This window comes from Paenibacillus aurantiacus, assembly GCF_042431225.1.
Lineage (GTDB): Bacteria > Bacillota > Bacilli > Paenibacillales > Paenibacillaceae > Paenibacillus_Z > Paenibacillus_Z aurantiacus.
Genome location: NZ_JBHMDO010000002.1, coordinates 72251 through 92843, shown reverse-complemented (window position 1 = coordinate 92843; position 20593 = coordinate 72251). Strand labels below are relative to the sequence as shown.

At 59.0% G+C, this 20593-nt stretch carries 21 protein-coding genes and 1 pseudogene; 21 read left to right on the top strand and 1 reads right to left on the bottom strand.

Features of this window, described 5'->3' with window-relative positions:
• Positions 1-46 precede the first annotated feature (46 nt).
• The 7 genes and pseudogenes from ACFFSY_RS00740 to ACFFSY_RS00710 all read left to right on the top strand — a co-directional run.
• Positions 47-415 (top strand): annotated as a pseudogene (locus ACFFSY_RS00740) (response regulator transcription factor); the annotation flags it as partial.
• On the top strand, positions 407-1162 hold the full coding sequence (locus ACFFSY_RS00735; RefSeq protein ID WP_377488448.1) for a winged helix-turn-helix domain-containing protein: 756 nt from the start codon (positions 407-409) through the stop codon (positions 1160-1162). The pseudogene ACFFSY_RS00740 and the gene ACFFSY_RS00735, both read left to right, overlap by 9 nt.
• On the top strand, positions 1159-2583 hold the full coding sequence (locus ACFFSY_RS00730; RefSeq protein WP_377488418.1) for a sensor histidine kinase: 1425 nt from the start codon (positions 1159-1161) through the stop codon (positions 2581-2583). Before ACFFSY_RS00735 ends, ACFFSY_RS00730 begins: the two co-directional genes overlap by 4 nt.
• 474 nt (positions 2584-3057) lie before the next feature.
• Positions 3058-4149 (top strand): DUF3048 domain-containing protein, encoded by a 1092-nt coding sequence (locus ACFFSY_RS00725; RefSeq protein WP_377488415.1) that lies wholly within the window; start codon positions 3058-3060, stop codon positions 4147-4149.
• A 308-nt stretch (positions 4150-4457) separates the two neighbouring features.
• Positions 4458-5069, top strand: coding sequence for a DUF47 domain-containing protein (locus tag ACFFSY_RS00720; protein WP_377488412.1), 612 nt, complete (start codon positions 4458-4460; stop codon positions 5067-5069).
• 20 nt (positions 5070-5089) lie between these two features.
• Positions 5090-6088: an inorganic phosphate transporter gene (locus tag ACFFSY_RS00715; RefSeq protein WP_377488409.1), complete on the top strand. Its 999-nt coding sequence runs from the start codon at positions 5090-5092 to the stop codon at positions 6086-6088.
• A gap of 86 nt (positions 6089-6174) precedes the next feature.
• A complete protein-coding gene (locus ACFFSY_RS00710) occupies positions 6175-6351 on the top strand; it encodes a hypothetical protein (protein ID WP_377488406.1) in 177 nt (58 codons plus the stop codon).
• A 240-nt stretch (positions 6352-6591) separates the two neighbouring features.
• On the opposite strand, the gene ACFFSY_RS00705 is transcribed toward ACFFSY_RS00710, so the two are convergent.
• Entirely contained in the window at positions 6592-7152 is a 561-nt protein-coding gene (locus tag ACFFSY_RS00705) for a hypothetical protein (RefSeq protein ID WP_377488403.1), read from the bottom strand.
• Positions 7153-7473: 321 nt separating this feature from the next.
• Here ACFFSY_RS00705 and ACFFSY_RS00700 point away from each other — a divergent pair, with 321 nt between their 5' ends.
• The 14 genes from ACFFSY_RS00700 (at position 7474) to ACFFSY_RS00635 (ending at position 20588) form a co-directional block, all read left to right on the top strand.
• Positions 7474-7764, top strand: a complete 291-nt coding sequence (locus ACFFSY_RS00700; protein WP_148932995.1) for a YerC/YecD family TrpR-related protein — start codon at positions 7474-7476, stop codon at positions 7762-7764.
• A 2-nt stretch (positions 7765-7766) separates the two neighbouring features.
• Positions 7767-8633, top strand: coding sequence for a sirohydrochlorin chelatase (locus tag ACFFSY_RS00695; protein WP_377488400.1), 867 nt, complete (start codon positions 7767-7769; stop codon positions 8631-8633).
• 116 nt (positions 8634-8749) lie between these two features.
• Positions 8750-9670, top strand: a complete 921-nt coding sequence (locus ACFFSY_RS00690) for a diacylglycerol kinase (protein WP_377488397.1) — start codon at positions 8750-8752, stop codon at positions 9668-9670.
• A 74-nt stretch (positions 9671-9744) separates the two neighbouring features.
• Positions 9745-11307 (top strand): 23S rRNA (uracil(1939)-C(5))-methyltransferase RlmD, encoded by a 1563-nt coding sequence (gene rlmD / locus ACFFSY_RS00685; RefSeq protein ID WP_377488394.1) that lies wholly within the window; start codon positions 9745-9747, stop codon positions 11305-11307.
• 81 nt (positions 11308-11388) lie between these two features.
• Positions 11389-11673 carry a histidine kinase N-terminal 7TM domain-containing protein gene (locus ACFFSY_RS00680; RefSeq protein WP_377488391.1) on the top strand — a complete coding sequence of 95 codons (285 nt, stop codon included), beginning with the start codon at positions 11389-11391 and terminating at the stop codon, positions 11671-11673.
• Positions 11674-11813: 140 nt separating this feature from the next.
• A complete protein-coding gene (locus ACFFSY_RS00675; protein ID WP_377488388.1) occupies positions 11814-12467 on the top strand; it encodes a M48 family metallopeptidase in 654 nt (217 codons plus the stop codon).
• 1002 nt (positions 12468-13469) lie between these two features.
• Complete coding sequence (locus ACFFSY_RS00670; RefSeq protein WP_377488385.1) at positions 13470-14885, top strand: cellulose synthase operon protein YhjQ/BcsQ; 1416 nt, start codon at positions 13470-13472, stop codon at positions 14883-14885.
• Between the two features lie 4 nt (positions 14886-14889).
• Complete coding sequence (locus tag ACFFSY_RS00665) at positions 14890-15765, top strand: CpaB family protein (RefSeq protein WP_377488382.1); 876 nt, start codon at positions 14890-14892, stop codon at positions 15763-15765.
• Positions 15741-16574 (top strand): CpaE/TadZ family protein, encoded by an 834-nt coding sequence (locus tag ACFFSY_RS00660; RefSeq protein WP_377488379.1) that lies wholly within the window; start codon positions 15741-15743, stop codon positions 16572-16574. The genes ACFFSY_RS00665 and ACFFSY_RS00660 overlap by 25 nt, the downstream gene beginning before the upstream one ends.
• Before the next feature lie 16 nt (positions 16575-16590).
• Positions 16591-18051, top strand: a complete 1461-nt coding sequence (locus ACFFSY_RS00655; RefSeq protein ID WP_377488376.1) for an ATPase, T2SS/T4P/T4SS family — start codon at positions 16591-16593, stop codon at positions 18049-18051.
• Positions 18041-19018, top strand: coding sequence for a hypothetical protein (locus tag ACFFSY_RS00650; protein WP_377488373.1), 978 nt, complete (start codon positions 18041-18043; stop codon positions 19016-19018). Before ACFFSY_RS00655 ends, ACFFSY_RS00650 begins: the two co-directional genes overlap by 11 nt.
• The gene (locus tag ACFFSY_RS00645) at positions 19015-19896 is read left to right on the top strand and encodes a hypothetical protein (RefSeq protein WP_377488370.1); all 882 of its coding nucleotides are present in this window, start codon (positions 19015-19017) and stop codon (positions 19894-19896) included. Before ACFFSY_RS00650 ends, ACFFSY_RS00645 begins: the two co-directional genes overlap by 4 nt.
• Before the next feature lie 39 nt (positions 19897-19935).
• Positions 19936-20082 (top strand): hypothetical protein, encoded by a 147-nt coding sequence (locus tag ACFFSY_RS00640; protein ID WP_377488367.1) that lies wholly within the window; start codon positions 19936-19938, stop codon positions 20080-20082.
• A gap of 20 nt (positions 20083-20102) precedes the next feature.
• Positions 20103-20588, top strand: coding sequence for a hypothetical protein (locus ACFFSY_RS00635; protein WP_377488364.1), 486 nt, complete (start codon positions 20103-20105; stop codon positions 20586-20588).
• Positions 20589-20593: the final 5 nt, after the last annotated feature.

The following is a 20593-nucleotide window of genomic DNA, read 5'->3' as shown; positions in this document are numbered from 1 at the left end:
ACGGCTGACGCGTGCAAGCAAAGCAGAAGCAGGAGGGTACGACGCAATGCGGATATTGCTGTTGGAAGACGAGGAAGCGATTCGCGGGTTCGTCCGCATCAACTTGAAACGCAACGGCATGGAAGTGACCGAAGCAGAAGACGGAGAGACGGCGCTGGCGCTGGCCGAAGCGGCGGATCCGCCGTTCGACGCGGCGCTCTTGGACGTCATGCTGCCGACGATCAGCGGGTTCGAAGTGTGCGAGCGGCTGCGGCGCCGGTTCCCGCGGATGGGCATCATTATGCTAACAGCCAAATCGCAGGAAGAGGATAAAATCCGGGGGCTCGAATTGGGCGCGGATGACTATGTGCAGAAGCCGTTCAGTCCGGGCGAGCTCATCGCGCGGCTGGGCGCGCTGCATCGCCGTATGATGCCGGGCGGCTTGTCGTGGACGGAGCAGCCGGGTCCAACAGGCGCGGCGAGCGGCGGGACGGATGCCGGCGAATCGGCGGCAGCTAGCGAAACGATGAACGGCCCGGCAAGTGAGCCGTCTGCACCGTTCGGCGCGAGCGGGCAGCCCGGGATCCGGGAAGCGGGCGGTCCCACCCCATACGGTACGACGGGCGAGGCGCCAGGACTGCGAATGGACCCCGCCAGCCAAGGTAGCGGTGCGAGCGATTCGCCGCTCAACGCATCCGCAGCCTGGGCAGCCGATCCGAATTCCGCCGCCATACCGCGCGAGCCGTCAGCGGGGCTGAGCGCGGCCGAATTCGGGCATTCGCGTGCCGGCACCGGGCTGAGTGATTCAGCTGCACCTGCCGCGCCGCCTGCTGCAAGCGGCAGCCATTCGGCGCCTGCCGCCGCTAACGGACGACATGAGCTGATGGCCGGACCGTTCCGGCTTTCGGCCGCGCAGCGCCGCTTATGGAAGCACGGCGAGGAAGTGGTGCTAACGCCGACCGAGTGGACGCTCATGAAGCTGCTAATGGAGCGGGAGGGGGAAGGCCTCAGCCGGGACGATATTTTAAGCGCCGTGTGGGGCCGGCATTTTATCGGCGACCTGAAGATCGTAGACGTGAACATTCGCCGCATCCGCCAGAAGATCGAGGACAATCCGTCGCACCCGGTGTATATCGAGACGCTATGGGGCTTCGGCTACCGCTTTAACCGGGGCGGCGCATGAACAGCATCCGGACGCGTATGGTGTGGAGCTTCGGCATCCTGATCATGCTTGTCGTCGTAACGCTTGGCTCCTTGTTCGCGGCGCTGGTATGGAACTATTACTACGGCAGCGCGACGTCCTCCCTCACGCAGCGGGCGGAGACGGAAGCGGCGCTCCATAACCGCAATCTCGCGATGGCCCCAATGAACGTCGTCGCGCGCTATATGCTGCAGAACATGACCGAGGGCAAGTCCCGCTTGCAGCTGCTCGACAATGTAGGCGCGCTGGTGGTGGACAGCGACGGGATGCCGGGTGAAGGGCAAATGCTGGCGACCCCCGACGTCGAGCAGGCGCTTAGCGGAGAGCGCGGCGTCTGGCGCGGGCGCGATCCGGTGACGAATGAACGCGTCGCCGCCGTTTCGATGCCGCTCATGCGGGATCAGCGGGTGGTCGCGCTATTTCGCTATACCTCTTCGCTGAAGGGGATTGACGACATCGTCCGCAACATGATTCTCGTCACGATTATCGGAGCGCTCGTCGTGGTGCTGCTGTTCTTCGGGATGAGCGTTCTGATGGCCAATCTAATCGCAAGACCGATTCGCAATTTGACCAAAGTCGCGGAGCAAATGGCCGAGGGAGACTGGACGAAGCGGGCCAAAATCCAGAACCGGGACGAGATCGGGCGGCTCGCCGATACGCTCAATACGATGGCGGCCGAGATTACGAGAAGAGAGAAGCTGAAGAACGATTTCATCTCATCCATCTCGCACGAACTGCGCACGCCGCTCACGTCGATCAAAGGCTGGAGCGAAACGCTCGTATCCGGCGATCCGACCGATGTGGAGGAAGTGCGGATGGGGCTTGCGATCATCGACCGGGAGACGGAGCGGTTGTCCGGGCTCGTGGAAGATTTGCTCGACTTCTCGAAGCTGTACGCCAAAAGCATCGTGCTGCATCCCGAGCCGCTCGATATGCTGGCCCCTGTGCGCGAGACGGTGCGCCAATTCGTGGCGAGGGCGCAGCGGGAGAGCGTTCAGCTGTCGGCGGATTACGGGTCGGACGGCCCCTTGCTGGTCCTGGCGGATGCTAATCGGCTGAAGCAGGTGATGATCAACGTGCTGGATAATGCGCTGAAGTTCACCTCCAAAGGGGGTACCGTCTCGATAACGGTGGTGCGCGAGAAGCAGCAGGCCGTCATTCGGATCGTAGATTCGGGGGTGGGCATCTCGGCGGATGATCTGCCGCATGTCACGGAGAAGTTCTACAAAGGTGAAAGCCAGCGCGCGGGCAGCGGACTTGGTCTTGCGATCTGCAACGAGATCATCGAACTGCACGGCGGCGTGCTCGAGCTGGCCAGCGCCCCCGGCGAGGGGACGACGGTCACGCTCCGGATGCCGCTCATGGAAGCGCGCCCGGCCGAAGAAAGGATGGACGCGTTCTAACGAAGGGCTAGCCTTGGCTCCAGGCTTGATGACGGATATCGACTAGGGGCGATCCGCAATTTCTGGCGTTGCGTAATACGGCATGCTGCCATGGCACGGGAAGATGCGTTTTTCCGCTGCGATGGCTATTCTTTATAGAACAGCGCCTTACGATTCACCGCAATGAAGGCGATGGCCAGGCCGGCGAGAACGACCAGCGAGACCGAAAGCCAGTGCGCGGTCACGAAATCCACGAGTGCGGCCATACGTTCACGTCCTTTCTTCTTCGCAAGCGAGAGTTACGTTCAGTATGCGTATAGGGCGGCAGCGATTAATCGCGGTAACAATTAACGGGGCGAATGAGATGCGAAAAGCCGCTGCCTCTTAGAAATCCGCCGCAAAAGAAGACAACCTGGTCTGCCTATGGTTTAATAGGGGTATTCTATATCTTGCCAGGCGAACAAGGCCGAAGAAGGAGGATCTCTTCTGTCCAACATGTTTACAATCGGCGCGCGGCGCCATCCGCTGCGCTGGATGACGATCGGCGCGTTCGCGCTTGCCCTCATCGCCGGCTGTTCCGAAGAGAAGGGATTGGACTCGCTGCCGCAGCAGCAGTCGCAGTCGGACATTGCCGGGAACGAGTCGCAGCCAGACACGACGATTCCGGAGGCGGAAGCCGAGACGTCTGGTTACATCGCGCCTTTAACCGGATTGCCTGCCGACCGCGAGGTAACCGCGCGTCCGATCGCGGTTATGATCAATAACATGGGCAAAGCCCGTCCGCAGTCCGGACTGCCCCATGCCGACGTCATCTGGGAAGTGCTGGCCGAAGGCGGCATAACACGGCTGGTCGCGATCTTCCAAAGCGACGAGTTCAAGGACCCGATTGGCCCGATTCGCAGCATCCGCCCGTATTTGATCGAGCTTGGCGAATCGTACGGCGGGGTGCTCGTCCATGCGGGCGGTTCACCCGACGCATACGCGATTTTGCAGAGACAGCATAAGGAGCATCTGGACGAGATCACGAACGCGGGCAGCTACTTCTGGCGGGAATCCTTCCGCAAGGCGCCGCATAATCTGTACTCCAATTTGGAGAAAATCCGCGCGGGCGCGCTGAAGAAGGCGTATGCGACCGACGTGCTGGCGCCGATTCATCCGTTCTCGGAGGCAGGCGGCACGACGGGCGGAAGCGCGGCGACGAAGGTAGACATCTCCTTCATGCTGAAATCCTACCGGGTCTCCTACGCGTACGACGCGGCAACCGGCTTGTATGCCCGTTCGATCAATGGCAAGCCGCATACGGATTTAACGACCAAGGAACAGCTCAAGGCGACGAACCTCGTGCTAATGGGGACTGCCCACAAGGTACTCGACGACGTCGGACGTCTGGAAGTGGATATGGAATCCGGCGGACCGGCCAAGCTGATTCAGAAAGGGCTTGCCGTGGATGCCCAGTGGGAGCGAGGGGTCGACGGCGTCATCCGGATCATGAAGGACGGCAGCGAGCTGCCGCTTGTTCCGGGCCGCACGTTCTACCACGTCGTTCCGAATTCGCCGGATTTCGCTTCGCACTTCACGATTAGCTGAGGAACCGCGCGCCTCAAGCCGGTCCGCGTCCCGCGGATCGGCTTTTCCTTATGCGGACCCGACCGCGTTTGGCCGCGATCTTCGTCGCGTCGCGGTTAAAATCAGCGCGGGAGGAAAACAATAGGGGAGCGGCCGGCAGCGGATGCGTGAAGCTGAAGAGTTACTTAAAAAATGAAAGAAATTAAAAAATGTCATAATTCCTTTACAATGCCTTAACAAATGGGTAGTAAACTATGTTAAGATATTGTCGGTCTTATGGTCTGCAATAGAACAGGCAACGTAAACTGCACGATGCGAAGGGGATAATCATGTTTAAGAAAAAAGACGTGTTTTTCATCACGCTTGAAGCGATGGCAGACGTACTGCTCGAAGCCGTCGAATATTTCGCCAAGAACGTCTCGAACATCAAGGACGTCACCAATTTCGCGAAAACGATGAAAGAATACGAAAGTGCATGCGATCGTCATGTACATACGATTTTGACGGAGCTCAACAAGACATTCATCACGCCGATCGAACGCGAAGATATCATGGCGCTGACGACGTCGCTCGACGATGTGCTCGACGGCATCGAGGCTTGCGCGTCGCGCTTCGAGATGTACCATATTACCGAGCACGACGAGTACATCACGTTGTTCGCAGATAATCTGCTCCGCAGCGCGCAGCAGATCAAGAAAGCGATCTACCTGCTGACCGAGAAGAAGCTGCTGGCGATCCGCGAACCTTCGATCGCGATTAACGAGCTGGAGAATCAAGCGGATGACATTCTGCGCGTCTCCATCAAGAGCCTCTTTGCGAAAGTGACGGATCCGATCGAGCTGATCAAGCGCAAAGAGATCTACGAGCGTCTAGAGCAAACGACCGACTACTGTGAAGACGTGGCCAACACACTCGAAACAATCATTATGCGTAACAGCTAAGGAGCAGGTGGACCACGGCCATGGATAGTATTTATATTTTAGTAGGCATTGTTATCTTTTTGGCGTTGGCGTTCGACTTCATCAACGGCTTCCACGATACGGCCAACGCGATCGCCACCAGCGTATCGACGCGGGCGCTGTCTCCGCGCCTGGCAATCATCATCGCGTCTGTGATGAACTTTACGGGGGCGATGCTCTTCACCGGCGTCGCGAAGAAGATCGGCGGCTCCGTCGCCGACCCGGCCACGCTGAATAACGGCGTGCAAATCGTCATCGCGACGCTCATCGCCGCGATAGCGTGGAATCTGCTGACCTGGTGGTTCGGCATCCCGTCGTCTTCCTCGCATGCGTTGATCGGCTCCCTGGCGGGCGCGGTCGTCAGTGCGGAAGGGTTCGGGGGCATTAACGCCAGCGGCTTCAAAGACATCGTTATCGCACTTATCGCGTCGCCGCTTATCGCCTTTACGATCGGTTTCGTCGTCATGTGGATATTGAAGCTGATCTTCGCCAAATCCAGTCCGCATCAGATCAACAAAGGTTTCCGCACCGGACAGATTTTGACGGCGGCATTCCAATCATTCACGCACGGCACGAACGACGCGCAGAAGGCGATGGGCATTATCACGTTCGCGCTCGTGGCGGCCGGCCTGCAGGACAACCTGGACGTTCCGTTCTGGGTCAAATTGTCCGCGGCGACGGCGATGGCGCTCGGTACCTCGGTCGGCGGCTGGAAGATCATCAAGACGATGGGCACGAAGATATTCAAGATCGAGCCGATCAACGGCTTCGCGGCCGACATTACGTCCGCATCCGTCATCATGACGGCAACGCTGACGCATCTGCCGGTCAGCACGACGCACGTCATTACGTCCGCCATTCTCGGCGTGGGCAGCGCGAAGCGCTTCTCGGCTGTGAAGTGGGGGCTCGCAGGCAAAATCGTCATCGCGTGGGTCATTACGATCCCGATCACGGCGATCTTGGCGGCGCTCATATACAGAATCATGGCTCTCTTTATGTAAGATCAGAGCGGACCGCGCAGGCGGTCCGTTTTTTTGTTGCGCCAATCGCATGCATGCGGCTGTTTCATTTAGGGCGGCGGTACACGGTGGCGCTGAACAACGTCCAAGTATTGGCCCTCATGTTCGGCACGTCGATCGTGATCTATATGTATCAGGGCTGGCAGGAACGCATCTTCAGACGGGTGGAGCAGGAATATACCGCCACCAGGGCTATCGAGATGAAGACGAGGCTGCCGCTCAGCCGCCGGTGGCGCGCCAGGTAGACAGCGGGCTTGACGCCAAGCGCCGGGGAGGCGGGCTGCGGCGGAATTGTCACAGAATCGATCGGGAGACGTCTTGCATTTTGTTGGCAGATAGCGGATGATAGGGAGAGTCAAAGAGAGACCGGAGCCGCCCTAGGCAGGGCGCTGCTCCGGTCTTCGTTGTGTGCGGTCCGGGGGCTGCCGGCAGCGGAAGGGCGCGCCGGGCCGCGGCGAGCTTGCGCCCTTCGGCAAGCGGCGCTATTACCGGCGCGGACGCGGGCGCGGACCGCCGCCAGCGAGCGGTTTGCTTTTGCCGCGGGCGCGCTTGCGGGACTTCTTGCGTTTCGGCGTGGCAGTTTCGAAGGCTTCCTCGTCGAGCGTGGCGGTCGTCGCCGCGGCGCCTTTCTTGCCGATCGAGCCGGCGAGCACTTTAATGAGCGGCGCCATCTGCTGCACGCTGGAGACGACCTTCTGCACCTTCTGTACCGTGCTCAGAATCCCGTCGAGACCGCCCATGCGGTCGACAAGTCCTTGAAGATCCTTGATGTTGCCGCCGAGGCTGGCGAGCGAGAAGCCGCTCGCTTTGGTAGCGGCCGGCGTGGCAGATTCAAGCGCTTCGGATACGGCTTCGGCCGGAATGGCAGCATCGGCCGGCTTAACCGCGATTGGCGGAATATTGGTCTCGAGCGACGGGCTGAACGGCGTCGGCGGACCTCCGAGTCCGGGCGCCTGAAGGAACGGATCGCTAATGCCCGGATAGGGACTTTGGCCGCCGAACGGTTGCTGGAAGCCGCTGACGGAAGGGTCGTTACGGTATTTCACGCGGATCACAACCTTTTTCACGTTTTGCTGTTAGTCTATGGGATAAAGGTCTATCCGGTCTGGACGAATGCCCGGGTGCGGCGGAGAAATTTCCGCGTTTGCCTTGTGCGAGCGCAGCAGGAGCGGCATATCTTCATAAGCATAGCCTATACCCTTATAGGCTGAAGCGTGCCGATGCAAGCGAATGCAACGCGCCCGCAGCGCGAAACAATGGGCGCTGTAGTTCTGCTGTTCTGTAAAGCGTGAATACTGTAATGCTTGAAAAGTGTGGGGAAAGAGAATACAATTAATTGCATAGTTCTTATAGGGATGTGACCATTCATGCAGCTGAAGAAGCTGAACGATAAAACGATCGACCAATTATTCGAAGCGGTCTTAACGCTCAAATCGGTGGAAGAATGCTATATTTTCTTTGATGATCTTTGCACGGTGAACGAGATTCAATCCCTCTCCCAACGGCTCGAGGTGGCGCGCATGCTGGGCAAAGGCTGCACGTACAACCAGATCGAAGCCGAGACGGGTGCGAGCACGGCGACGATCTCGCGCGTGAAGCGCTGCCTGAACTACGGCAACGACGGGTACAAAATGGCGCTGGAGCGCGCGGGGCGTTAATCATGGGAGACCGGGGCATTCTCGTCATTAGCCATGGTTCGCGCGACGAAAGCTGGGTCAGGCTCATCGACGAAGCGGTGGCCGGCGTGGCTTCCGCGTTGTCGCTTGCGTTGCTGGATAAGGCGGCGCGCGCCGAAGACCGGAACGCCGCCGCTCCCGAAGAGCGGGGGCAAGAGCGGACGCCGATCGTATCGGCGTTCTTGGAGATCGTAGAAGGCCGTCTCATCCAAGACGGCATAGACCGACTAGAAGCGGAAGGCGTAACGGAACTCTACGTCCTTCCGCTCTTTGTGTCGTCCGGAAGCACGCATGTGGACGATATCGCCCAAGGCTTCGGCGTGCCGCCCGTCTCGCCCGGGCGCGAAGGGGAGCTGGGACGCTTCCGCTTAAATCCCTCTACGCGCGTGCGCTTCGGCACGCCGATCGACGGCCAGGCGGAGATCGCGGGTCTGCTGCTGGCGAATATCCGCGAGCTGTCCGAGACGCCGGAGCGGGAAGCGCTGCTGCTCGTGGCGCACGGCGCCAAGGAGGCGATCTTCCACGACCGCTGGCGCAGCGGATTGTTGCAATTGGCGGAGCAGATGAAGACGCTCGGCGGCTTCGCCGAGGCTGCCTATGCGATGCTGCTTCCGGATCAGGCGGCGGAGAGGCTTGCGGCGATGCAGCAGGAGCGGCCGGAGCTGGCCGTTATCGTCGTGCCGCTCTTCTTGAGCGACGGGTACTTTACGCGGAAGTTGGTTCCGGAGCGGCTGCAGGGGTTGTCGTACCGTTACAACGGTCGGCCGATGCTGCCGAATCCCGGTATTTTGCGCTGGATGGAATCGCAGATCGAGCCGTATCTGAACGGGGCGAGCGAACATATTTTATAAGAGAAGCGGGTAATAACGAGGGCGGACGTACCTCGCTTGAGACTGCCGCGGAATAAGCGTAATATAGAGAACATTGGATGTTATCTTGTAAGGTAAGGGTGCCGGAGGTGCCAAGGATGGAGATTAAACGGGCAAGATTGATTTATAACCCGACCTCGGGACGGGAAGAGATGAAGCGGCGGCTGCCGGATATCCTGCAGAAGCTCGAGCGCGGCGGGATCGAGACGAGCTGCCATGCGACGGAGAGCGAGGGCGACGCGACGATCGCGGCGGCCGAAGCGGCGGACCGCGGCTTCGACATGATCATCGCCGCCGGCGGCGACGGCACGCTGTACGAGGTCATCAACGGCTTGGCGCAGAAGGAGAACCGTCCGCCGCTCGGCATTCTGCCGCTGGGAACGACGAACGATTTCGCGCGGGCGCTCGGCATACCGAAGCATTGGGAATACGCCTGCGACTTGATCACGCAGCAGTACACGCGGCCGATCGACGTCGGGCAGGCCAACTCGCGGTATTTCATCAACATCGCGGGAGGCGGCTCGCTGACCGAGCTGACGTACGAGGTGCCCAGCAAGCTGAAAACAATGATCGGCCAGCTCGCCTATTATATGAAGGGGCTGGAGAAGATGACGCGTCTGCGGCCGACCGAGCTGATTTTGAAGGCCGAGGAGATCGGCGAGCTGCACGAAGAATTCATGATGTTCCTCATCTGCAACAGCAACTCCGTGGGCGGCTTCGAGAAGCTCGCGCAGGAAGCGATTCTCGACGACGGCTTGTTCGACGTGGTCGTGCTGCGCAAGTGCAATCTGCCTGAATTTATCCGGATCGCGTCGATGGCGCTGCGCGGCGAGCATTTCAACGATCCGCACGTCATTCACTTCCAGACGCGCGAGCTGTCGGTGACGACGCCGGACTACGTGCAGCTGAACCTCGATGGCGAATACGGCGGCACGCTGCCGTGTACATTCACGAATTTGCCGCGGCATCTGAATATTTTCGTGGACGAGGCGGGAGAATCGACGTATAAGCTGCGGTAACGAGCTGGCTAGCGCCAGGCGTGGCCTTGGCGTACGGCGCGAGTGGACTAACGAATACGAGACTGGAGATTGGCATGAGCATACCGGTAAACAAGAATGACGTCGTCACGGTCGATATCGTCGGTCTGACGCATGAAGGCGAAGGGGTAGGGCGCGAACAAGGCTTTACCCTTTTTATACGAGGAGCGCTGCCCGGCGAGCGCGTGCGCGCCAAGGTGCTGAAGGTGAAGAAGCAGTACGGCTACGCCAAGCTGCTCGAACATGAGATCGCAAGCCCGGATCGCGTCGACGCGCCGTGCCCGATCTTCAAGCAGTGCGGCGGCTGCCAGCTGCAGCATATGGACTACGCGGCCCAGCTGCGCTGGAAGCGGCAGCATGTCGTCGACAACCTGGTGCGCATCGGGAAGCTGGCCGTGGCGGGCGAGGCGGCGCCGAAAGCGGGCGCGAAGGATGGCGGCGCGACTAGTGAACCGGCTCAAGGAGCGGCAAGTGACGCGGGCGGCGACAGCTTCGCGGAGGCGTCGAGCGCGAAGAGGACGGAAGGTGACGAGCGCGCGGCGCGCGCGGGCACAGGCGAAGGCATCGTCGTCCATCCGACCGTCGGCATGGACGAGCCTTGGCGCTACCGCAACAAAGCGTCGGTGCCGATGGGCATGGGGCCGGTCGCGGCCGAGACGATCGGCGCGGCGGGGGCGTCCCAGCTGATCGGCGGCTTCTACGCGAGCGGCAGCCACCGCATCATCGACATGGACGCATGCCTCATCCAGCATGAACGCAATGACGAGGTCGTCGCGCAGGTGAAGCGGATCGGCCGCGAGCTTGGCATCACCGTATATAACGAGGAGACCGGACGCGGCCTGCTGCGCCATGTCATGACGCGCGTCGGCTTCGTGACCGGAGAGGTCATGGTCGTGCTGGTCACGAACGGTTACCGGATTCCGCAGCTGGACCGCTGGATCGACCGCATCCGCGAAGCGCTGCCGAAGGTAACGAGCATCGTGCAGAACATTAACATGCGGACGACGAACGTTATTTTCGGCGACGAGACGAAGACGCTGTGGGGCAGCGACGTTATCTATGACGAGCTGGACGGCATCCGCTTCGCGATCTCGGCGCGTTCGTTCTACCAGGTCAATCCGCTGCAGACGATCGCGCTGTACCGCAAGGCGGTGGAGTACGCGGGGCTGACGGGGACGGAGAACGTCATCGACGCCTACTGCGGCATCGGGACGATCTCGCTGTTCCTGGCGCGCCAGGCTGGCCATGTGTACGGCGTCGAGATCGTGCCGGAGGCGATCGAGGACGCGAAGCGCAACGCGGCGCTGAACGGCATCGCGAACGCCGACTTCGAGGCGGGCGCGGCCGAGGTCGTCATCCCGCGCTGGCGCAAGGAAGGCATCGTGCCGGACGTCATCTGCGTCGACCCGCCGCGCAAGGGCTGCGACCCGGCGCTGCTGGAGACGATCCTCGCGATGAAGCCGCGGCGCGTCGTCTACGTCTCCTGCAATCCATCGACGCTGGCGCGCGACCTGCGCGTCCTCGAGGACGGCGGCTACCGGACGACCGAGGTGCAGCCGGTGGACATGTTCCCGTGGACGGTGCACGTGGAGAGCGTGGCCGTGTTGGTTAGGGACTAGCCGAAATCGCATACCTAAACAGGGGAATTCAGGGACAGCCGCATGGTTCGGCTGTCTTTCTTTTTGCCCCGAGATCAGCGGATGCTACCCGGCTTCCGCGGGAGCAGACTACTCGCGGCGGGCGCAATGGTATACGTCGCGTTCTTGTCTTACCAGCAGCGGCATATGCCGGTCGCCAGGACGATGATGCTTATCATGATCGGGGCGGCTTTTTACGCGTCGGGCTATGCCTTCGAGGTGCTAAGCGATAATTTGCGCGAAATGAAGCTGGCGCTGCAAATTGAAGTTATTGGCGCACAAGAGCAACTAGCAACAAGGATGCTGCATGTAAGGGCGTTTCAGAGTATGATGGAGGAAGTAGAGTAGCGAGAAGGAACGGGGAGCTGTCCTGAACGTCATCGAAGATGATGGTCGCGGCAGTTCCTTTTTTCATTCCAATTGGCTGGAGGGGAGCATGCTGCTGCGTCCTCTATACTCGGAAATTCATGAATATAGGAAGGTTAGCCATGAGAGTCCAATTGAAAGACCATGAGATCGAGATCCATGTCCAATACGGCACGAGAAAGAAGCTGACGATGCAGCTCGAGGCCAGCGGCCATCTGACTGTGAAGGCGCCGAACGGTACGAGCGACGAGACGATTGTAAGCGCGGTGCGTCAGCACGGGGAGCAGATCGTCAAACAGCTGACGGCCATCGAGAAGTCCAAGGAAGATCATAGAATCAGAGAGTATGAGGAAGAGGGTAAATTCCTTCATCTCGGCAAATATTACGCGCTACACGAGCTGATCGAGACAGAAGGCCGATCCGAGGAGGAGCTGCGGCTGCAGCTCAAGAAATTCTATTTCGCCAGCTGCAAACAAGTCATCGCCGAGCGGCTCAAGATCTATCAAGCACGGATGAAGGCCAAGCCGAAGTCCTTCGACATCGTGGAGTCCGTCACGAAGTGGGGCAGCTGCAGTTCGGACAGGAAGCTCGCTTTTAATTACCGGCTGGCGATGGCGCCCGTGGACGTGATCGATTACGTCGTCGTCCATGAGCTGTGCCATCTGTTCCATATGAACCACGACCGATCCTTCTGGCGGCTGGTCGGAAGCATCATGCCGGATTACAAGGTGAAGGAAGCGTTCCTTGCACGGTATGGGGGGCAGATGACGCTGTAGCGATTGAACGTAACTTGCACGAGATTCGATCAGTCGTTGGACGAGGTGGATAGGTCGTCTGGGCTGTCTGGCTGGACGCGAGGCGGCAACGCTTACGGGCTTATTGAGCAGCGCATGTCTTACAGCAATGAACATGAAGAGTGGAGAATTAGGAAAGCCGGGCCCTAGGGCCCGGTTTCTTTCGCGTAAGTCAAAAGTTTTATTTTTGTAAGGCGATTCAATGAACAAATGGGTCTTTTTGCATATCGAATATTGTCGAACACTTCATTCTCCATGTCTATGGTTTTGGATGTGACAGATGGTAGAATCTGAGTTGGCCGGGAATGCTTCCCTTGTCATTCGGCAATAGGGCAGGAGAATGAGCCGCGGGAGGTACGCAAGGCAGTGAATAACAGAGCGAGAAACAGGCATGGGGAACGAGGCTTGGGGCGGGTCGATTACTCGACGGAGTAAAATGGTCATGTCCCAAAAGGGTGTGAAGGATCAGTGCGCGCCGAAGTGAAATAGGTCTGGGATCCCGAATCTTTCCGAATTATTCCCTCGTATGAAAGAGCCATGTCCGCTCGTTCCATTGTCCAGAGAACATCTCGCCTGGGATTTTTTGCGTCCGCCCCCTGTTTCAGGATGTCGAATCGGGGTTAATAGCAGTAGTTGACGTTCTTTTCTTCCATGGTATGTAAGAAAATGGTTGTTGAAAGTATGAGACTCGCTAGATATAATCACCTACGAAAATGTTACATAACTGGGATGAATATGAAATGACTGCATGAGTCTTCATAATCAGCATGTACAATAGCCCACGCCGAAGCTCACACTTTCTTTAGCTGATTTTTAGGACTCCCGCGGCGGAAGCTGTTGTAAACTAGGAACCGTCACGCAATTAGATGGGGATATTTCCCTTTACTGATGCGATGCTGGATGTTCGAACGCCATACCCAATGGCGAAATATGTAAATTTATGTAAAACATAATGATTCTATACAGATTGCGAGATGAACGCATGTGAAGGTGTTGTTAGTCTCCGGCGCTCTTCATCGGCTTATATGGGCGTGCAAACCCAAGCCGGCCGACATCGTCAACGACGATCCGCTAAGGCTTGCCGAAGCGCTATCTTACATAACGACTACCCAAGCAGTCGTCGACGCGGCGTTGATCACCGACGAAGCGTTCGCCGAGCCCGGCCACCAGGAATCGGGTGAGGCGCTGGCGCGCTTCATGGACGAGTTATCCGCGCGCCAGCGCCGCCCGGTCCCGGTATTGGTCATCACCAGAGACCCGGCGCGCATGGCGGCGATCGAGCGGCTGCGCGATCGCGGAAGCGAGCTGCTCGTGCTGAAGACCAGCTTCGTCCGGATTCCCGAGCGCGTCTACCGGGAAGGGTACGAACGTCTGTTGGGCGGCAAACCGGCAGCATCATTCCTCGGCTTCGGCGCGAGAAGCCGCGAGGCTCAGCCGGATGCCAAGCTGCCTTCGCAGTCTGCCCCATCCAACGGGCCAGCCCCCGAGAAGAAGCCGTCCTTCCTGGATCGGCTGCGGTCGAAGCCCAAGCAGCCGGCGGCAGGCGTGCAGCGGTCGGCGACCGACGCGCTCACCCGCGAGCTGGACAACGTGAGCCGCGGCATCAGCCGGGTCATCGCGGTCACCGGCCACCGGGGAAGCGGCGTGACGAGCACGGTCGTCAATGTCGCCAGCGAGGCGAGCAAGCGCGGCCTAAGCGTCATGATCGTCGACATGGACGCGGATTATCGCGGCATGAACATGTATTTCAACAGCTTCCACGAGCGAACGCGCAAGGACGAGGATATGAACGCCTCGCTCATCCGGACGCTGGCGAAGCCGCAGGATTATATGACGACGGCGTTCAGCCTGCGCGAGGGTCTATGGCTGACCGGCCTCGGGTATGAATTCTCGGATCGCCGCCGGGTCGATCAGTTCTACACCGGCGCCAAGCTAATCGGGATGCTGTCGCTGCTGCGGCACCGGTTCAATCTCGTGCTGCTCGACCTGCCGCTCGACATCCTCGGCGGATTCCAAGAGGCGATGATTCACGTCGACGGCTTCGCGCTGTGCGTGCCGAACAATCTCCACGCCGTGCTCAGCACGCTCAAGAACGCGGAGGTCGCGCTTGACGCGGAGGCTCGGGGCTACTTGAACGCCAAGTCCAAGGTCGTCGTTACGAAATACAACGACCGTTCGCGGTTCCACGGCGAAATTTTCGCGCCGGAGCAGGTGTCCCGCGTGATGACGTCGGGCCTGCTGGATTCGTTCGCGTACGAGATGAAGGTCGCGGGCCATGTGCCGTATCTCTCGGAGTTCGACGCGCAGATCGAGTCCGATCTCCCGCTGGTCCATACGAACCGGGATTTCGAGCATGCCTACGGCACCATACTTTTGCGATTACTGGAAGGGGCCACGTAAGTCCATGGATTTAAGCAGCTTGAAGAACGCAACGCCCAACCGGCATCTGTTCAAGAGAATCGCCGCGGTCATATTCAGCTTGGCGGTAATCATTGTATCGTACATGGTTATGACGAACGCGAGCAAGGAAGCCAGAGACGTCGTAGCGGTGCTGCGGGTGAAGCCGAGCGGCGGCGTGCCGGCCTATGCGCCGCTGACGGACGGCAGCATCGAGCGATATAACTTGATCAAGTCCGAGTACACGGAAGACATGGTGCTCGCGGAGGACATCGAGGACGTGAAAGGCAAGCTGACCAAGTACTACTTGCGCAAGAACAGCGTGCTCTACCGAGACCAGCTGGCCGACGAGAAGCCGCTGAAGAACGAATGGCTTTACCAGGTGAACGAGAAGAACGAAGTGCTCACGCTGCCATATAACTTCCTTGAAGTCGGCGGCGACATCCTCGTCCCGGGCGACCGCGTGCGGATCCGCGTTTCCTACGAGAAGGAAGCGGCGGGCGGCGGCAACCCCAACCTCAGCTTTTCCACGTCATCCACGGTAACGAAAACCGAGATTCTCTTCGACAGCATCGTCGTCAAGGACATGCTGAACGCGAACAGCCACTCGATCTATGAAGTGTACAAGGAAGTGCAGAAGCTCAGCGAGGACAAGAAGCAGGAAGTGATGAAGAGCAAGGATTTCCTCGCCAACATTCAGCCACGGGCGCTGGTGCTGGAGGGGACGAGCGCGCAGATCAACAATTACGCCAGGTACAAAGGGCTGGAGGGCAAGTCCTTCCTGATCACGATCCTAAGCCGCAAGAACAGCGACGTCATCCTGGATCAACTGCCGACGCTGGAGAAAGAGGTGGAGTCGTGGATCGAAGAAGAGAACCGGTAGGCTTCGGCCACATTTTCCGCAAAATCTCCTCCAAAGAGCGGATCGGCGCGGAGATGCAGGGCGGCGAGCTCATCTACAGCGTGGTCGGGTTCGTGCCGGCGTGCGACTTCGTCGACAACGCGATGCTGATCAGCAACCTCGGCTACCTGTTGGCGCAGAAAGGCCTCAACACGTGCATCGTCGATCTGAAGGTGTTTTATCCGAATCTGTATCAATACCTCGACGTGAAGCCGGTGAAGAAGGCCGACGGCCTGATCAAGGTGCTCAAGAGCGACAAGGTCGACTTCCGCGAAGAGATCCAGGCGACCAAATACGATAAGCTGTACCTGCTCTCGCCGAGCCCGCAGGATCTGATGGAGGAGTATTACGACTTCGACTTCGAGCACTTGGAGCGCGTCATTCAGACGCTGAAGGGGATGTTCGACGTCGTGCTGCTGGATATTCCGAACAATCCGCCGCTGGAATTCTGCCTCGGCGCGATGAAGTTCTGCCACATCGGGTTCTTCACGGCGGCCGAGCGGATCGAAGCGACGCACCATATGGTGAAGCTGCTCGATTACGCCAGCTCCGTCGGCATCAGCACGGCGAAGTTCATGAGCGTCATCCTGATGAATCTGATGGACATCGAGTTCGACTACAAGGTCATGCGGGAGACGGGCTTCAATATCGTCGCCGCGCTGCCGCTGGTTAAGGATGCGACCGCGCGGGCGCACGAAGGCAAGCTCTACGTCAAAGACAATCCGCTGCTGAACAAGCATTTCATGAAAGAACTATCACGGCTGGCGGGCCAACTCGCGGGCCAATCCTAGGGGGCTGAAACCTGTCATGCTGACGCGCAGCAAGATTAGCGACATGCAGCAGAAGGTGCTGCACCACACGATCAACAAAGAAAATATGGACGACCTCACGAGCAAATACACGACCATCAGCTTCGAGGAAGCGCTCGAGCTGTGTCAGAAATACATCACGAAGGTCACCACCCACGCATTCCGGCGCGAGAACGATCCGGCCCGCAAACGCGAGATGACCAAGGCGTACATCAACGAATTCGTCGATTCCCAGAAGCCGTCGGTCGACGGGTACTTCGACCTGATGCGGTTGAAGAGCGCGCTCATCGACGAGATTACGCACTACGGGCCGATCACGCGGGCGATGGAGGACCCGGCGATCGACGAGATCCGGGCGAACGGGCCGGATCAGATCTTCGTCGAGACCGGCGGGCGGTCGCTCGCGTGGGACCAGCACTTCACGGACCGCGAGCATATGGAGCGCATTATCGCCAAGCTGATCGGAGTATCGAAAGTGCGCTTGACGCCGAAGATTCCGATGGTCAACGCGCGCACGATCGAAGGCTACCGGGTGAACGCGACCCATGCCGAGATTTCGCCGTACGGCATGCCGGCCTTCGTCATCCGCAAATTCAACAAGAAGCAGATCACTCCGCGCATGTTCGTCGAGAACGAGTCGTTCACGGCCAATATGTATAAGCTGCTCTCGCTCATCCCGAAGGCCGATCTGTCGTGGATCACCGTCGGCGCGACCGGCAGCGGCAAGACGACGCTCAACGAAATTCTGGTGAAGGAGATCAACCCGCTCTCGCGCATCATCACGATCGAGAATCCATCCGAGATGCGGCTGCAGCAGCGGGAAGACGGCAGCGAGCACGGGCGCATTCGCAACGACGTGCTGCAGTACGAGTCGGTGTCCGAGGAGGACGACTCCTCGCCGGCGACGATGGAGAACCTGCTCATCAACGCGATGCGGCAGTCGCCGCATTGGATCGGTCCGGGCGAGCTGCGGACGCCGGGCGAATTCGCCACCGCGCTGCGCGCCGCGCAGACGGGGCATTACTTCTTCTCGACGCTTCACGCCGAAGGAGACAAGGAGGCGATCTTCCGCTTCCTGACCGCCTACCTGATGGTGTCGAACGAGCCGGCGGAGCTGGCGCTTCGCAACATTTGCAGCGCGGTGAAGTTCGTTATTTTCCAGGAGAAGCTGGCCGACGGCACGCGGAAGGTGACGTCGATCTCCGAAGTCATCGGCTCGGAGGGGCTGAGCCCGATCATTAATCGGATCTATGCCTTCGAGGTCGAAGACGTCATCGAAGAGGAGGGCGGCTCCCACAAGGTCGCGCGCATCGTCGGCAAGCACAAGCGCGTCGGCAAGCTGTCCCCGCAAATTCAGCAGCTCATGCTGAAGGCGGGCATCAAGAAGAGCCGCTTCGAGCTGTTCACTCAGGACCCGGCCGAGGACGAAGAAGAGGTGTACGCGATCGATGGATACTGAAGTACTGCTCAGCCTGCTGCTTGGCCTAGCCGCTTTCCTCGTCTTCAACACGGTGTTCGAGGTCCGTTTCTTCCAAGGACTCGGTCGCGCCTCGCTCGAGCTGCTGGATACGCTGGCCGAGCATCTGGGGCGCTACAATACGAAGCGTTACATCGACCGGGTGAAGAAGGAGCGCATCGTCAAGCAGAAGGAGAACATCTACGCGCGCTACAACCGGATGGTGGAGGGGCTCATCCTCGACTTTAACATGCCTTTCACGCTGGAGAGCTTCACGTCGATGCTATGCATCGGCTTCGTGCTCATCGCGCTCGTCATCGTGTTCTTCATGCAGAGCGTGACGATGTCGGTCGTCATTACGATCTCGATCTTCGTCGGCCTGCTTACCTTCTTCGTCATGCAGTCCCGGTTCATTAAGGCCGAACGGCTCGAGCAAATCATGGACGCGGAGGACATCATCTGTCCGCTCGCCCGCGAAGGCGTGCTGGTGGCGATCAAGAAGGTGATGGAGAGCGACGAATACATCCACGCGAATTTGCGGCCGTACTTCCAGCAGTTCATCGACAACTGCGACAACAACGGCTACTCCTTCAAGCAGGCAATCCAACTGCTGAACCGGCAGCTCGGCCCTAAGTTCGATAATTTCGCGAAGAAGGCGATCGTCTTCGAGTACAACGAGCGCAAGGGGATGGCGGACATTTTCCTCGACATCGTCGACGAGAACGCCGTGCTGCGGGAGATCAACGGCAAGAAGGATCGCATTTTCCGCAAAATGAACCGCGACTTCATGATGAAGACCGGCATTATCGTGCTGTTCTTCCTGTACGGCCTGTCGGTCGAGGATTTCCGGGCATTCATGCTGGAGAGCGACTTGGGCAAGCTCGTCAACACGGTGCTGATCAGCATTGTCTGTCTGAGCTTCGCCCGCACGCAGGTGCTGCAGGGCAACTTGGGGAGCGGTGAACGATGATCGCGTTATCGAAGCTGGCCGCGATGGCCGCCATTATTTATCTCGTGAAAGTCTTCCTGTACCCGCACTTCAAATCGGTCAGCCGAAGCCAGAAGAAGCGCTCGCGTCTCTATATGAAGGAACGCAAGCAGGCGGCCGCCCGGGAGCGGTGGGGACGCATCAAGCGCGAATTCGCGCGGAGGTACGTGACGCATCTGCTCAGCCCGGCCGAGCGGATGCGCTTGACGAAGATCGTCGAGCGGCTCGATCTGGCGAAGAAGCCGGAGGAGATTCGCGCGGAGCAGTTCCTGTACGCGGGCGGGGCGCTGCTGCTGACGCTGTTCATGCTGAAGGTGAACCTGATCCTCGGTTGCGGCTCGGCATTGCTCATCCTGCTCGGCTGGCTGTATCCGGTGGATGAGCTGGAGAAGTCGATCGACCGGAAGAACAAGAACATTTCGCTCGATTTTCCGTCCTTCTACAGCATGGTGTATTACCAATACTCCAAGTCGGTCAACATCCATCTGGCGGACGTCATCAAGGACTACATCCCGAACGCCAATCCGGATATCGCGGAGGAGCTGGGCGTCATGCTGGACAACATGGATTACGGCGAAGCATTCGCGCTCAAGCAGCTGAAGAAGCGGGTGCCGATGCACTATATCATCAAGTTCTGCGACATTATGGAGACGCGGCTCAAGGGCTACGATAACGTGTCGCAGATGCAGTATTTGAAGAACGAGATCGACGGCTTCCGCATCCGGGCGCTCGAGGAGGAGCTGGAGCGGCGGCAGCGCAGCAACGGACGCATTCAGCTGACGTTGATCGGCGTGCTCGCGGTATACATTGTGATCTACTACTTATTTACAATCTTAGACTCCATGAAAATGTTCCAATAATCCGAGTCTCATCTATTATCTACCAGGGGGAAATGAAGCATGAACGTCAAACAAATCGCGGTAACCGTCGCCGTAATCGTACTAATCGGGTTTGTCGTCACGACATTGAAAGGCGGCTTGCTGGCCGATTGGATCGATCAGGTGTGGGACAAATTCATGTCGCTCATCGACAGCACGATTAAATAAGCGGCGGCAGGTGAAGCTTCATGCGGGGAATCGCTAAAGCGGTGCTGATTACGATCCTGACCTCCGTGTGCATCGTGTTCCTGACGAATATGGCGTTCTTCTTCCCCTGGTACTTGACGCTGATTACCGAGACGTACGGCGTGACCCAGGTCGTCGCGGGCGACAACTACCTCAAGCAATCGCATTACGAGGACGCGATGGCGCGGCTGGAAGAGCGGCCGATCTTCCGGGATAAGGCGTCGGATATCGAGATTACCGTCAAGAACGAGGATGGCTACGACGCGATCGGCAGCGACGACGAGACGTACTATGAGAACGCTGCGGAGATCGACAAGCCGTACCGGCAGCGTGGCAAGACGTTAGAGGTCGAGGTGAAGGCGGTCTATCCGTTCACGATCACGCTGTGGGGAAGGAAGCTGGAGCGCGAGCTGCCGGTCACCTTCTCGCTGACGGCGACGGGGCTGAAGCACTATAAGGATTTGGAGTATTACTACGACACCGAATAAGGATG

Coding starts and splice junctions, on each gene's coding strand:
- ACFFSY_RS00735 (WP_377488448.1), top strand. CDS start 407: ATGATGCCGGGCGGCTTGTCGTGGACGGAGCAGCCGGGTCCAACAGGC.
- ACFFSY_RS00730 (WP_377488418.1), top strand. CDS start 1,159: ATGAACAGCATCCGGACGCGTATGGTGTGGAGCTTCGGCATCCTGATC.
- ACFFSY_RS00725 (WP_377488415.1), top strand. CDS start 3,058: ATGTTTACAATCGGCGCGCGGCGCCATCCGCTGCGCTGGATGACGATC.
- ACFFSY_RS00720 (WP_377488412.1), top strand. CDS start 4,458: ATGTTTAAGAAAAAAGACGTGTTTTTCATCACGCTTGAAGCGATGGCA.
- ACFFSY_RS00715 (WP_377488409.1), top strand. CDS start 5,090: ATGGATAGTATTTATATTTTAGTAGGCATTGTTATCTTTTTGGCGTTG.
- ACFFSY_RS00700 (WP_148932995.1), top strand. CDS start 7,474: ATGCAGCTGAAGAAGCTGAACGATAAAACGATCGACCAATTATTCGAA.
- ACFFSY_RS00695 (WP_377488400.1), top strand. CDS start 7,767: ATGGGAGACCGGGGCATTCTCGTCATTAGCCATGGTTCGCGCGACGAA.
- ACFFSY_RS00690 (WP_377488397.1), top strand. CDS start 8,750: ATGGAGATTAAACGGGCAAGATTGATTTATAACCCGACCTCGGGACGG.
- rlmD (WP_377488394.1), top strand. CDS start 9,745: ATGAGCATACCGGTAAACAAGAATGACGTCGTCACGGTCGATATCGTC.
- ACFFSY_RS00680 (WP_377488391.1), top strand. CDS start 11,389: ATGCTACCCGGCTTCCGCGGGAGCAGACTACTCGCGGCGGGCGCAATG.
- ACFFSY_RS00675 (WP_377488388.1), top strand. CDS start 11,814: ATGAGAGTCCAATTGAAAGACCATGAGATCGAGATCCATGTCCAATAC.
- ACFFSY_RS00665 (WP_377488382.1), top strand. CDS start 14,890: ATGGATTTAAGCAGCTTGAAGAACGCAACGCCCAACCGGCATCTGTTC.
- ACFFSY_RS00655 (WP_377488376.1), top strand. CDS start 16,591: ATGCTGACGCGCAGCAAGATTAGCGACATGCAGCAGAAGGTGCTGCAC.
- ACFFSY_RS00650 (WP_377488373.1), top strand. CDS start 18,041: ATGGATACTGAAGTACTGCTCAGCCTGCTGCTTGGCCTAGCCGCTTTC.
- ACFFSY_RS00645 (WP_377488370.1), top strand. CDS start 19,015: ATGATCGCGTTATCGAAGCTGGCCGCGATGGCCGCCATTATTTATCTC.
- ACFFSY_RS00640 (WP_377488367.1), top strand. CDS start 19,936: ATGAACGTCAAACAAATCGCGGTAACCGTCGCCGTAATCGTACTAATC.
- ACFFSY_RS00635 (WP_377488364.1), top strand. CDS start 20,103: ATGCGGGGAATCGCTAAAGCGGTGCTGATTACGATCCTGACCTCCGTG.